Origin of the sequence: Desemzia sp. FAM 23988, assembly GCF_045528365.1 — a bacterium.
Lineage (GTDB): Bacteria > Bacillota > Bacilli > Lactobacillales > Carnobacteriaceae > Desemzia.
Genome location: NZ_JBGQQS010000002.1, coordinates 71,941 through 85,234 on the forward strand (window position 1 = coordinate 71,941; position 13,294 = coordinate 85,234).

General features: G+C 36.7%; 12 protein-coding genes. 8 read left to right on the top strand and 4 right to left on the bottom strand.

Translation table 11 applies throughout. The annotated features are described in order from the left end of the window. Positions 1-58: 58 nt before the first annotated feature. The gene (locus tag ACEN4L_RS01795; protein ID WP_407095636.1) at positions 59-517 is read right to left on the bottom strand and encodes a YslB family protein; all 459 of its coding nucleotides are present in this window, start codon (positions 515-517) and stop codon (positions 59-61) included. A 235-nt stretch (positions 518-752) separates the two neighbouring features. Here ACEN4L_RS01795 and racE point away from each other — a divergent pair, with 235 nt between their 5' ends. The 5 genes from racE (at position 753) to ACEN4L_RS01820 (ending at position 5,394) form a co-directional block, all read left to right on the top strand. Continuing rightward, complete coding sequence (gene racE, locus ACEN4L_RS01800) at positions 753-1,568, top strand: glutamate racemase (protein WP_407095637.1); 816 nt, start codon at positions 753-755, stop codon at positions 1,566-1,568. Between the two features lie 40 nt (positions 1,569-1,608). Further along, complete coding sequence (rph, locus tag ACEN4L_RS01805; RefSeq protein WP_407095638.1) at positions 1,609-2,982, top strand: ribonuclease PH; 1,374 nt, start codon at positions 1,609-1,611, stop codon at positions 2,980-2,982. Positions 2,983-2,995: 13 nt separating this feature from the next. Further along, complete coding sequence (locus ACEN4L_RS01810; RefSeq protein ID WP_407095639.1) at positions 2,996-3,511, top strand: metallophosphoesterase; 516 nt, start codon at positions 2,996-2,998, stop codon at positions 3,509-3,511. Between the two features lie 130 nt (positions 3,512-3,641). Further along, positions 3,642-4,124 carry a cyclic-di-AMP-binding protein CbpB gene (gene cbpB / locus ACEN4L_RS01815; protein WP_407095640.1) on the top strand — a complete coding sequence of 161 codons (483 nt, stop codon included), beginning with the start codon at positions 3,642-3,644 and terminating at the stop codon, positions 4,122-4,124. A gap of 130 nt (positions 4,125-4,254) precedes the next feature. After that, complete coding sequence (locus tag ACEN4L_RS01820; RefSeq protein WP_407095641.1) at positions 4,255-5,394, top strand: N-acetyldiaminopimelate deacetylase; 1,140 nt, start codon at positions 4,255-4,257, stop codon at positions 5,392-5,394. A gap of 53 nt (positions 5,395-5,447) precedes the next feature. On the opposite strand, the gene ACEN4L_RS01825 is transcribed toward ACEN4L_RS01820, so the two are convergent. Further along, positions 5,448-6,335, bottom strand: coding sequence for a mechanosensitive ion channel family protein (locus ACEN4L_RS01825; RefSeq protein WP_407095642.1), 888 nt, complete (start codon positions 6,333-6,335; stop codon positions 5,448-5,450). 315 nt (positions 6,336-6,650) lie between these two features. On the opposite strand from ACEN4L_RS01825, the gene ACEN4L_RS01830 reads away from it, so the two are divergent. Together ACEN4L_RS01830 and ACEN4L_RS01835 are read left to right on the top strand one after the other, a co-directional pair. After that, a complete protein-coding gene (locus ACEN4L_RS01830; protein WP_407095643.1) occupies positions 6,651-7,085 on the top strand; it encodes a DUF948 domain-containing protein in 435 nt (144 codons plus the stop codon). A gap of 38 nt (positions 7,086-7,123) precedes the next feature. Continuing rightward, the gene (locus ACEN4L_RS01835; RefSeq protein WP_407095644.1) at positions 7,124-7,723 is read left to right on the top strand and encodes a YtxH domain-containing protein; all 600 of its coding nucleotides are present in this window, start codon (positions 7,124-7,126) and stop codon (positions 7,721-7,723) included. A gap of 79 nt (positions 7,724-7,802) precedes the next feature. On the opposite strand, the gene ACEN4L_RS01840 is transcribed toward ACEN4L_RS01835, so the two are convergent. Further along, entirely contained in the window at positions 7,803-8,900 is a 1,098-nt protein-coding gene (locus tag ACEN4L_RS01840) for an aminopeptidase P family protein (protein ID WP_407095645.1), read from the bottom strand. 231 nt (positions 8,901-9,131) lie between these two features. Between ACEN4L_RS01840 and ccpA the strand changes: the two genes are divergently transcribed. Then, the gene (gene ccpA / locus ACEN4L_RS01845) at positions 9,132-10,142 is read left to right on the top strand and encodes a catabolite control protein A (protein WP_407095646.1); all 1,011 of its coding nucleotides are present in this window, start codon (positions 9,132-9,134) and stop codon (positions 10,140-10,142) included. Between the two features lie 54 nt (positions 10,143-10,196). Here the strand turns inward: ccpA and ACEN4L_RS01850 are convergent, their stop codons facing one another. Continuing rightward, positions 10,197-13,202 (bottom strand): transglycosylase domain-containing protein, encoded by a 3,006-nt coding sequence (locus ACEN4L_RS01850; RefSeq protein WP_407095647.1) that lies wholly within the window; start codon positions 13,200-13,202, stop codon positions 10,197-10,199. Positions 13,203-13,294 lie beyond the last annotated feature (92 nt).

Genomic DNA, 13,294 nt, shown 5'->3' on the forward strand with positions numbered 1-13,294 from the left:
ATACGGAAGAGATGAAAAAATACCAGCAGAAGGTTAAGCCTTTTGCTGGTATTTTTGGTTATTCGTTGCTGTCAACTGAATCTGATTTATCCCATTTTAGGGTGATGACAACTTCTTTATTTTTGATGACTTCAGCAAAAGCTTCTGTATACATTTCAGTTATCTGCTGCATCTGTTCAGCTAAAAAGCCGGCTTCTAATGAGAAAACAGAGTCTTTGCTTGCTAAACGCAAATCAATGATTTCGCCTGATAATATATATGTATGAGAACTCCGTTTTTCTTTAGTGCAAGTAAGAGAACCAAAAGAAGCTTGTTCAAAAAAATGAACGATCTCTTCATAACTGGTTAAAGGGTGATTTCTAGCCAATTCTTTACCAGCCCAATATAAAATCGATTCTGCATCTTTGCCTAATAGATTGGTCAGTAATTCAGATCGAATTAATTCATGACCAAATAAATTAACGGGTACATTTGCTGACTCAAGATTAAGTTCTTCGCGATTTAATTTCTTTCCCAATGTCTTCACCTCAATAGTTTCATTCATTATTATACATGGATTGATATAAGAAGCCTACTTTTTTTTATACAGGTGAAAGGAAAAAAGAAGAGATTGACAAAAGTAATTCAACAATTGAAAAGAGCTAAAAAATAAAAATAACTGCCTAAAGAAATCGATATAGACTTGAATTTTTATGTTAAAAAAGGGACAATAAACACTAAAGCAGTATAATTTATATAAAGGTTGTTAAAATATGACAAAACAAGCAATAGGTTTTATAGATTCAGGTGTGGGCGGTTTAACGGTTGTAAAAGAAGCTATGCGTCAATTGCCGAATGAATCTATTTATTACGTTGGAGATACAGCTCGCTGTCCTTATGGTCCTAGGCCGCAAGAACAAATCCTACAGTTTACTTGGGAAATGACTCAGTTTTTGCTGAGCAAAGATATTAAGATGCTGGTAATAGCTTGCAACACAGCTACAGCGGTTGCATTAGAAGACATTAAAAAGAAACTGGCTATTCCAGTAATCGGCGTGATTTTGCCAGGAAGTCGAGCTGCTATTAAAGCTACGGCAAATGACCGGGTAGGAATTATCGGTACAGAAGGAACTGTAAAAAGCAAAATGTACGAAAATTTGATCCGCTCTAAAGATAAAGAAGTCAATGTGACTAGTTTAGCTTGTCCAAAATTTGTGCCATTAGTAGAAAGTAATGAATTTAGAAGCGCGATAGCTAAAAAAGTAGTTGCTGAAACGCTGAAAACATTAAAAAATAAGCAATTAGATACCTTGATCTTAGGATGTACACATTATCCTTTATTGCGTCCAATCATTCAAAATGTGATGGGAGAAAAAGTTACGCTGATTGATTCTGGTGCTGAGACGATCAGTGAAGTGAGTACGATATTAGATTACTTTAATTTAGCAGAAGAAAGCAAAAAAAACAGCGTAAGTGAGCGCAAATTTTATACTACAGGATCCAAGCAGATGTTTCATGACATCGCTTCTCAGTGGCTGGGAGCAGTCCACTTAGAAGTCGAAAAAATCCGATTAGGTACAGCGGACTAATAAAAAAATAGCATTTGAAGGTTAATAAAGGGGTCTGTTTATGCGTAAAGATGGAAGAAAACTACATGATATGAGAGAAGTCATTATTGAACCCAACTATTTGATCCATCCAGAAGGATCTGTATTGATTTCAGTTGGAAAAACAAAAGTTATCTGTACTGCAACAGTAGAAAATAAGGTTCCTCGCTTTGTACGAGGTCAGCATAGTGGATGGGTCCATGCAGAATATAGTATGCTTCCCAGAGCTACGCAAGAAAGAAAACAACGAGATGCCGCAAGAGGTAAAATAAATGGGAGAACGATGGAAATCCAACGATTGATAGCCCGTTCTTTACGCTCAGTGGTAGACTTAGAAAAATTAGGAGAACGCTCGATCGTGGTCGATTGCGATGTGATTCAAGCAGACGGCGGAACGAGAACAGCTAGTATCACAGGTGGTTTTGTGGCTTTGAATTTAGCCATCCAACAATTGTTGGATCAAGGAGTACTAAAAGAAAATCCAATTACAGAGAATATTGCAGCCATAAGTGTTGGTATGCTGACAAATGATCAAATAGTGTTAGACGTAGACTATCTTGAAGATAGTGCTGCTGCGGTAGATATGAATTTTGTGATGACCTCAAGTGGTAAATTCTCCGAAATTCAAGGTACCGGAGAAAAAACAGCTTTTTCTCAAGATGAGATGTTTGAAATGATGGAATTAGGAAAAAAAGGGATTAAAGAATTGATCAAGCTGCAAAACAAAGCGATCAGAGAGGGCAAACGAATGAATCATAAATTGACAGACTATCCGTTAACTACAGCAAGTAAAGAAATCCTTATTGCTACTAGAAATAAAGGCAAAGCTTCTGAATTTGAGAGTCTGTTTGCTGCAAAAGGTTTTACGATTAAAACATTGTTGGATTATCCAGAAATTCCAGATGTGGAAGAAACAGGAGTTACATTTGCTGAGAACGCGTTGTTAAAAGCTGAAACGATTGCTGAAAAATTCAATATAATGGTACTGGCAGATGATTCTGGATTGAAAGTAGATTTTCTTAATGGCAATCCGGGTGTTTATTCTGCACGATTTGCTGGAGAAATGAAGAGTGATGCTGCAAACAATGCTAAGTTGCTGCATGAATTGACTCATATACCGCCAGCAGAACGAACGGCTCAATTTCATTGTACACTTGCATTAGCAGCTCCAGGAAAAGAAAGCTTAGTGGTCGAGGGGGAAGTAGAAGGACAAATACTGTCTATTCCTAGAGGTGATAATGGATTTGGCTACGATTCGTTATTTTATGTAGCCGATAAGGATAAAACAATGGCAGAAATGACAGAAGATGAGAAAAATGCGATCAGTCATCGTGCGAAAGCTTTACAAGAATTGGAAAAAGTATGGGATGAGTGGGTTTCGAATATCGACAGATGAGGAGAATCAGGTAATGAAAATACTCGTTGTTAGTGATAGCCATGGAGATAGAGATGTGCTGGTAGAATTAAAAGAATTGTATCAGGATAAAATGGATCGGATGTTTCATTGTGGAGATTCTGAGTTAGAAGCAACAGATGAAATTTGGGACTCTTTTGTAACGGTGAAAGGAAATATGGATTTTGATACGGAATTAAAATTGGAGCAAGTGATAGATGTTGAGAATGAACGCTTTTTTATGGCTCACGGACATTTTCTTGATGTAAAATCTACCATGAACCCTCTTTTAAAGGCTGCCAAAGAAGTTCATGCGAATTTTGCTTTTTTTGGACACTCTCATGAACTAGGAGTCGAAAAAAGAGGAAATATCATCTTGTTGAATCCAGGAAGTATTTTACAACCAAGGGGGAGATACAATATTAAGACTTATGCGATAATGGATATAGCAGAAAAAGAGGTAACTGTTACTTACTACGATCGTGAACATAAGCTACTGGATGATTTAGTGGTGCATTTTACGCGAAGCTGAAAATGGTCTTTAAATGTAAATACAACTAATTTTCTAAAATTTTCTAAAGTTAACTCGAAAAAATAGGATTTTGTGTCATTTTGTTATAAAATATGAAGGGCAGAATGTGCTTTATAGGAGGAAACAATCAATGATTGGAAGTAAAATCCAAGCGATGTTTTTAGAAAATCAGGACCATTTCTTAGTCCCCGCTAGTGAAGTGGCTCATGTACAAATGGAAAATAATCTAAGTCATGCTTTACTCGTGTTAACAAAAATCGGTTTTAATGTAATTGTAGTGTTAGATAAACAATCGCATGTGAGAGGATTGATTTCAATCCCTCTTATTATGGAAGCTATCACTGGGGTTCGTCAAATGCACTACGATCAGCTGGATGTGCTGAAAGTAGGGGAAGTCATGAGAACGGATTTCGCTCTTTTAGATGAGGATTATGAATTGGAAGATATGCTGCACTTGCTTGTAGATAATCCTTTTATTTGTATGGTAGACAATGAGAATAAGTTCTCAGGTATTATTACCAGAAGAGAAATATTGAAATCGGTGAATCATTTGATGCATGAATTCGAACACCATTATGATGTTCACGAAAAAGAAGAGACGATACTGAACTAATTTCTTAGATGTAACCAAACTTCGAAATAACCGCCTCATTAGAGGCGGGCTTTTTTAAGTTTTGCCTGTCTATTTAAAAAGTAGGATCCTATCGTTTATATAAAAGATTTAACAAGGAGAATTGCCATTAATGAATAACTTAGATCCATTTATTAAGATAAGAAGAGATTTGCACTTGATTCCTGAAATAGGACTGCAAGAGTACAAAACATATGAATATTTACTGAACGTTATCCACCAGCTGTCAAGTGAGCATTTAGAAATACAAACAGATGAAACAGCTATTTTGGTGCGTGTCAGAGGAACAGAAGGAAAAAGAACCATTGGCTGGAGAACGGATATCGATGGGCTGCCGGTGGTAGAACAAACAGATTTAGCTTTTGAATCAGCGCATGCAGGAAGAATGCACGCCTGTGGACATGACGTACATATGTCTATTGCGTTAGGGTTATTGTCTTATTTTAGTGATCACCCAACTAAAGATCATTTAGTGTTCTTCTTTCAGCCAGCAGAAGAAACAGTTAGCGGAGCCAAAATTTATTATGACAAAGGCTTTTTAAACGACTGGATGCCAGATGAATTTTATGCATTGCATGTAGATCCTAATCAACCTGTAGGATCCATCTCTACTAAAGTGGGGACTCTTTTTGCTTCTACGTGTGATGTAAAAGTATCTTTTAAAGGTGTAGGAGGACATGCAGCGTATCCTCAAACAACAAACGATATGATCGTAGCCGCGAGTCAGTTTGTCAATCAAGTGCAAACAATCGTGAGTCGCAATGTCAATCCGATAGAAGGAGCAGTAGTGACATTAGGATCATTTCATGGCGGAACCGCCGGCAATGTGATAAGTGACCATGCCAACATTGAAGGAACGATCCGAGCTTTGACCAAAGATATGAGCTATATGGTTCAAAAAAGGTTCAGAGAAATTGCTAAAGGAATCGAAATGACTTATCAGTGTAAAGTAGATGTGGACTTAAATATGTATGGTTACTTGCCGGTCATCAATTCCCCCAAAGAAACGGCTGAGTTTATTGAATTTATGGAAAACAAAGAAGGTGTTCATTTTCAAGAAGCAGAAACAGCCATGACAGGAGAAGATTTCGGTTACTTATTAGACAAGGTTCCTGGAACGATGTTCTGGTTGGGGGTAGACACTCCTTTTGGATTGCATCACCCTCAAATGTCGCCTGACGAATCAGCTATTCCCTTTGCAATCCAAACGGTTAGCGACTTTTTAGAGCAAAAAGGAAATCATGTATTGTAAAAGAGATCAAAAAAATACCCAAACTGTCTATTGCTGACGGTTTGAGTATTTTTTTAAGCTTTCATATTAAAAGTCGTTATAGGTATTTCTATACCGGCTTCCGATAAGCTGGTAACATACTCTTGGAAAAAGCTATGTTGAACACTATATTGCTGACCATTCAATGTATACATGGTAATTCGAATCCCTGTTTGTCCATCTCCGATATCAATGAGACCTGTGTAAGATGGTTCTTCAGTAATTTCAGGGTATTGAGGTACTAAACGTTCATTAACCTCTTGAATGACACTAGAAACTCTTTGGACATCTGCAACAGGGTATAAACGGATATTGATCATTACTTGCATGTCCTCGCGTGATTTATTGCTGACAATAGTAATGTAACGGTTGGGTACGTAATTCAGCGTTCCATCGAAACTTTTGACTTGAGTAGTTTTTAAATTTACGTCGACAACGGTACCTGAAACGGTATCCAATTCGACCACATCTCCGACATCCAATTGTTTTTCAAGCAACAAGAAAAATCCGTTTACGATATCACTAACAAAACCTTGAGCACCTAAAGATAAGGCTAACCCGATCACTCCAGCTCCAGCCAATAAGGATCCGACAGGTACACCTAAGACAGTTAAAACAGAATAAGCTACTAGAAATCCTAGTAATGCATGAAAAAGATTTTTTGATAGACTATTTAATGTATTCAGTCGATTGATAGTAATGCTCTCTTTTTTCCTATATCTAGTGAAAGCTTGGCTGATTAAAAAATCTCCAATTCTTTTCACAATGTAAAATAATATTAGGAAAAAAATAATTTGAATTGCAGTAGTCAAAACATTACTGATTACTTCATTCCAATCAATGGAATTCCAATATTGATTAAAGAGACTTGTTTTTTCTACTACCTCATTTACTACATTATCTGTAACGTTACTTTCATCCAATTTTCTTCACCTCGTTAAAAATTAACTCACATTGATTTATATCTTAACAAAAAAAGGCGATAAATAAAACCAACCGAGTTTTAACTTCTAAAAACCGCATTTTATAAAGGGGAAAAATGAGTATCTGATTAAGTAAGAAAAAAATAATAAATTTTTTTGTGTATTCCATTTCGTATTGTTTGAAGTCCTTTTTTTTAAATGGTATTCTATATTCGAATAGGAAAACGTTTTTTAATAGCTGGCTCAATTGTATAAGTCACACAAGCTTCTATTAAAAAATAACACGATAAAATTTATAGGAAGTGAGGGATTCATATGACAGGTGGAGAAATTGCTGCATTAATTGCTGCAGTTGCATTTGCAGTATTAGTGGTCTTTTTAGTGATTGTCTTGCTTAAAGTATCAAAAATTATGGGAGAAGTTTCCAGCACAGTTAAGGAAGCGAATTCCAGTCTTCGTGTCATTACTAAAGATGCGGATAATTTATTAATCGAAGTAGAGGGGTTATTGAATAAATCCAACACTACCTTAGATGACGTAAATGGCAAGCTGGGCAAAACAGATCCTTTATTCCAAGCTATTGGAGATTTGGGGGTTTCTGTTTCAAGTTTAAACTCTTCAACACGTAACTTAACGGATCGTGTTACAGGAGTGACGAAACGTACTGCACAAACAGGAGTGGCAACAAAAGTAGGTAAGACAGCGATGAACATGAATCGCAAAAGAAAAAATAAAAAAGAATCAAACTAATCAATACTGAGATCAAAACTGGGAAGGATGGATAATGTATGAGTAAAAAAGGCGGATTTTTATTAGGAGCAATTTTAGGAGCAGCAGCTGCTGCAACGACTACACTGTTATTTGCACCTAAATCAGGGAAAGAATTGAGATCAGATCTTTCTGACCAAGCTGATAAGGCTAAAGGAACAGCTAAAGAATATTCACAAATTGCAAAAGAAAAAGGAACTGAAATGAAAGATGTTGCAGTAAATGCAACAGATGACATTAAAATCAGTTTGAAAGATACAGCCAATAAAATGAAGAGTCAAATGTCTTCAAGTACACAAGAAGCGAAAGAAGATTTAAAAGATATCCAGTCTGAAGTGAAAGATGCTACGGATGAAATGAAAGAAAAAGGCTCAGAAGCAAAAGAAGACTTCCAAACAGAAAATGAAAAAGTCATTTCTGACATGGAAAAAGCAAAAGAAATGCCTCAATTTACTTCTGATAATATGAAAAAAGAAGTCGAAAGAGCTACAATGGATTTCGATTATGATCAAGAAAAAGCAAAAGAAGACCCTGATTATCGTACAACCAACACTAGTACCGAACAGACAAAAGAAAATAGTGATGGGGAAAAAACTACTAATACAAATGTAGGGATTTAACGATTCATTTAGAACATCAAAAGAGAGAAGCGGGACTAAAAATCCGCTTCTCTTTTTTGATGTTCTTAAAGTCAGTATTTTATGAAATACTAGTATATGTTTTAGGAGTATGTGTAAATACTTCACAACTATCGGCAGTTACATATACACAATCTTCAATTCTAACACCGGCAACACCGGGAACATAAATACCTGGCTCAATAGAAAAACACATACCTTCCCGAATCACTAAATCGTTTCCTTCCATAATGGAAGGAAATTCATGTACGCTGCTTCCTAAACCGTGTCCTAATCGATGATTAAAATATTTACCGTAACCGGCATCAGTGATAATGTCTCTGGCGATTTTATCGAGTTCTCCAGCGGTTACCCCTGGTTTGACCGCTGCTATTGCCGCTTCATTCGCTTTTAAAACAATCTCATAGATTTCTCGAGCTTTTTCACTAGGTTCTCCGAAGGCAACAGTACGTGTCACGTCACTGGTATACCCATCGTGCACAACCCCTAAATCGAATAAAACAAGATCATTTTTTTGAATACGTCGATTTCCAGGAACACCATGTGGACTAGCAGCATTGTCTCCGGTTAATACCATTGTTTCAAAACTCATATTTTTGATACCCATTTTTTTTAATTCGTATTCAATTTCAGCTACGATTTCTTGTTCTTGAATACCTTCTTTAATCGCTTTAAACCCAATTTCTAAAGCTTTATCAGCCCATTTTCCAGCTTCACTCATTTTTTGTATTTCATCTTTTGTTTTGATTAATTTCATCCCTTGGATTTTAGGAGTAGCATCTGAAAAATTTACTTTAGGGAATACCATTTGCAATTGTTCTAGACGAGCAACAGTCAAAAACTCCTTTTCAATAGCTAAGGTTGTTAAAGATCCTGCCCGCTGTTCAACCGCTTGGCGAATCAATTCCCACGGGTTTTCATGGTCTAAGTAGTCAAATACATCATACTCCCATGCACTATTCAAAGCATCTTCTTTTTCTAAAGCTGGTACAAAAAGAAAAGGAGAAGCGTTTTTTAAAACCATCAGAGCTAAAATTCTTTCATGCGGTTCACTTTCGTAACCACTAAAGTAAGCTACGTTTCCTGGATCATTGATAAAAACTGCTTCTTTATTTTCTTCTTCCAACCATTCTTGCAATAGTTCTAATTGTTTTAACATTTTAATGACCTACTTTCTAGAGAACTTGTTTTTCTATCTTATTGTAGCATTAAAATAGGCCAGATAACTACTTTAAAAGAACAATTGAAACCGCTGTCTGAAAACAATTGTGAAATTTTCATGAAAATAAATGTAAACCGCTTGCAATATTATGATAGATTTGGTAGATTATACATATTGAAAAGTGAGATAAAAAAGTGAACAGAACTGAATTTAAAGGAGATACTTATAATGGAAAAACAAACAATTACAATCTATGATGTTGCTCGTGAAGCAAATGTTTCAATGGCAACTGTTTCTCGTGTTGTTAACGGCAACCCGAATGTAAAACCTACTACACGAAAAAAAGTTTTGGATGTTATTGATCGCTTGGATTATCGTCCAAATGCCGTAGCACGAGGTTTAGCAAGCAAGAAAACAACGACTGTAGGAGTTATTATACCAGACGTTACGAATCTGTATTTTTCTTCTTTAGCAAGAGGGATCGATGATATTGCAACTATGTACAAATACAATATTATTTTAGCTAACTCAGACCAAAACGATGTAAAAGAAGTTCAAGTGTTAAACACCTTACTTGCAAAACAAGTAGATGGAATCATCTACATGGGTCACAAAATCACAGATGAAATGAGAGCTGAATTTTCCCGTTCTAAAACCCCAGTTGTTTTAGCTGGAACTGTAGATCCTGATGATCAAATGGGCAGTGTAAACATTGATTACAAAAATGCGACAGAAGAAGTAGTCACAGAATTGATTAAATCCGGTAATGAAAGAATTGCTTTTGTTTCTGGGTTGCAAACTGAACCGATCAATGGTGTATATCGTTTAGCTGGATACAAAGAAGCATTAGAAAAAGCTAATATGGAATACGATGAAAGTTTAGTATTTGAATCAGAATATACATTTACTACTGGAGAAGAAGTCTTTACTAAGTTAGCTGAATCTGGTGCTACAGCTGCATTTGTTGGAGATGACGAATTAGCTGTAGGTATCTTGAATGGTGCACTGGACAGAGGCGTTAAAGTACCAGAAGATTTTGAAATTGTAACAGCAAATAATTCTAAATTGACTGAAATGACACGTCCAAAATTAAGTACTATTACTCAACCTCTATATGATATTGGTGCGGTAGCAATGAGACTGTTGACTAAATTGATGAACAAGGAAGAAACAGATGAAAAAACAATTGTCTTGCCTCATCATGTAGCTAATAGAGGAACGACTCGTTCAGAGAATTAATCATCCAAAAAAGCCGACCTTGGTAAATTCCAAGGTCGGCTTTTTCAGTTTAATCTACTCTTCGCTGTTTTCATCATCAGGAGATGTTTCTTCAGATTCCGTTTCGTTCTCTTCACTAGATGGTGGCTGAGCACCAGATCCAGCTTTTGATTTCCAAAAAGCATTTTGGATATGAGCTGGGCTACCAATTAAGAAATCATAAGTGGTCGTACCTGGAACTTTATCACTTGCAAAAATCTCTTGTTTCGTTTGCCCAGAAATAGATACTTTAGATCCATCTTGCAACCAACTGGAAGGAGTTGTGTTTGAATCTCTTTCTTCAAATTTTGCATATTGCAATTCTGACTGTTGGGCTGCTGCAACTGAACCAGCTGGGACTGTAATCTCCCCAGACTTCATACCAGTTTCAGCCAATATGGTATCTGTCACGATGCCTTCTGGTTGAACAAAGGTTTTATCCGTACCTATCAAAGTAGAATTATTTTCATACACAGCATTCATTAACCTAGCCCAAAAGTTGAGATTTCTTTTACTTGGGTGAACGCCGTTTTCAGTTTCGATGGAGATATTGTCTACGTCATAACCCATCCAAGTACTTAATGTTACTGTAGGGGTCATACCAATAAACCAAATATCTTCTCGATCATTAGATGTTCCGGTTTTTCCGGCAATATCTGCAGAGAAATTCAATAAATCTTCAGTACCTTTCACAGTACTGTTCTCCATAACTCCTCTAAGAATATCAACTGTCATATAAGCAGTTTCAGGAGTGAACACTTTTGTCGCTTCAGATTCATGTTGGTAGATCACTTCACCATTTTTGTTTTCAATTCGTTCAATAAGGAATGCATCAACATGGGTCCCTTTATTGGCTAATGTAGTATAAGCACTGGCCATTTCTACTATAGTTGGACCATAAGTTCTGCTGACAATCACACCTTCATCATTAACCTCTGTATTACCTGTACCGCCAAGAGCTAATGCAGCATTTTTGTATTCATTCGGATGAACAGCATCTGCACCAATTCCCATTAATGGCAGATATTCACCAGGAGCAGAGTTGTCTTCTAACATTTTTAAATAAATACGAGATGTAGGGATGTTCATGGAATTCACTAAAGATTCTCTGACAGAAACATTTTTACCTGAATAGACGTTTCCGACGTTTGTTACTTCTTTCCCTTCAATCCGTCCATTAGACCAGTTTGGCACGAATAAACGTGAATCCGACACCATACTTGCAGGTGTGATCAAACCATTTTCTAAAGCAGGAGCATAGACTAGTATCGGTTTTATGGTCGATCCGGGTTGTCTTTCTACGTATAATCCATGATTCAGCATATTGTCCATGTAATTTGTCCCACCGACAAAAGCAATGATTCGACCAGTTGCATTGTCTACCAGAGAAGAACCAACTTGGATATCCACCATTTTAGGAACAGATTCACCGGTTTTCGGATCTTCTTCCATTGGTTGGATATAAGAACCGCTGTCTTGATCATAAACGGCAGGAGCTTGTTTCGTTTGTCCTAAAGTAGGGCCATATTCAGAAGCCACTTTTTCTAATGCATCATGAATGGATTTATCAATAGTGGAATACACTTTATATCCATTTAGACGTAAATCATCGTCAGCTCGTTCATAGTACTGTTGGTACAAATCAGAGTCAGCATCAATTTCCTCTTTTGTATATCCGTCAGTCGTATAGAGCATTTCCATCATGATTGTACGAGCTTCTGTTTCCACAGCATCGTACGCGAAAGAATTTGTTTCTTGCTCGCTGTCTTGACGAAGAATGAAATCTCGTGTCAAGTCGTATTCACGTGCACTGCTGTATTCCTCTTCAGTAATATACCCCTCGCGGAACATACGGAACAATACTTCATTTTTTCGATTAAATCCGTTTGACTGATCTTCTTTCACTTCACCTGCATTTGTATAAGGGCTATAAGTGATTGGGTTTTGTGGAAGTCCTGCGATGAAAGCCGCTTGCGGAAGTGTGAGGTCTTTGGCAGTTACACCGAAGATACCTGTTGCAGCTTCCTGTACACCAGCGATATTTTGCCCCAAACTATTTCTGCCGAATGGGGAGACATTCAGGTAAGCCTGCAATATTTCTTCCTTGGAAAAATAATTTTCTACCCGAAAGGCAATCAAGATTTCATTTACTTTTCTTTCAAAGGTAACTTCAGGAGATAAAATTTGTTGTTTGACTAATTGTTGCGTCAAAGTGGATCCGCCTGAGGATACGCTAGATCCCAGTAATTGCTGTACCAGCGCACGCAATACCGCTTTTGGAACAACTCCAGGATGTTCCCAGAAGTATTCATCTTCTGTAGCAACGATACCGTTAAGGACATCCTCAGAAATTTCGCTTAATGGAATATTAGTCCTTTTTAAATCAGACCTAAAATCACTGATTGTTTCTCCGCCAGCATAATACATAGTAGAAGTTTGTTCTACATTGCCAATGGCTAATTGCATTTCTTCATAATCAGGCGGCTCTTGTCCGGATACCAATGAAGCGAACAACCCCATTCCAGCTCCGCCTGCAAAAGCTCCACCAATAAGCAAAAGAATCGTAAGAATAATAACAAGATTTCTAGTCACGTTGTAAGCTACATTGAAACCAAAAACAGCTTTTCCTAAGAAGGTAGAGGATTTCTCATTGTCTTCAGAAGATACCTCTGTAGAATCCATATTTTCTTCATCAGCATAAGAAGCTTCATTTTCGACAGTCTGTTCGTTATTCTTTTTTCTTTCTTCCTGGAAGGCAGTCCACTTATTTTGCAAACTTTCCTTAGTAGAAGAAAAGAAAGCTCCTATTCTCGCTAAAAGAGCCAGACTAAATGTTTTAAATGAAAGCCAGCCTTTTTTTAACCCTTTTTTACACGAAAGATAAGTCCTTTTTACAGATGATCTTACTTTGGGATAAATTTCATCACTAAAAGTTTCCCAGCTCTTACGTATAAAACGGGCACTTTCTTGATAAACAGACTTTCCGGTTTGTGAAATCTTATCCCATAGAGAAGGACCATTATTATTTCCAGAATCGTTCAAATGTAAATCACCTCATAATCTATAAAGTATCGTTGCAAATTAGAATATAAAAAAAGGAAGTACAGTATTTCCCTATCTAAATCAGGTTCTTG

Bases quoted from the DNA above. Each gene is read 5' to 3' on its own strand.
- ACEN4L_RS01820 (WP_407095641.1), top strand. From the start codon at position 4,255: ATGAATAACTTAGATCCATTTATTAAGATAAGAAGAGATTTGCACTTG.
- rph (WP_407095638.1), top strand. From the start codon at position 1,609: ATGCGTAAAGATGGAAGAAAACTACATGATATGAGAGAAGTCATTATT.
- racE (WP_407095637.1), top strand. From the start codon at position 753: ATGACAAAACAAGCAATAGGTTTTATAGATTCAGGTGTGGGCGGTTTA.
- ACEN4L_RS01810 (WP_407095639.1), top strand. From the start codon at position 2,996: ATGAAAATACTCGTTGTTAGTGATAGCCATGGAGATAGAGATGTGCTG.
- ACEN4L_RS01830 (WP_407095643.1), top strand. From the start codon at position 6,651: ATGACAGGTGGAGAAATTGCTGCATTAATTGCTGCAGTTGCATTTGCA.
- ACEN4L_RS01840 (WP_407095645.1), bottom strand. From the start codon at position 8,900: ATGTTAAAACAATTAGAACTATTGCAAGAATGGTTGGAAGAAGAAAAT.
- ccpA (WP_407095646.1), top strand. From the start codon at position 9,132: ATGGAAAAACAAACAATTACAATCTATGATGTTGCTCGTGAAGCAAAT.
- cbpB (WP_407095640.1), top strand. From the start codon at position 3,642: ATGATTGGAAGTAAAATCCAAGCGATGTTTTTAGAAAATCAGGACCAT.
- ACEN4L_RS01835 (WP_407095644.1), top strand. From the start codon at position 7,124: ATGAGTAAAAAAGGCGGATTTTTATTAGGAGCAATTTTAGGAGCAGCA.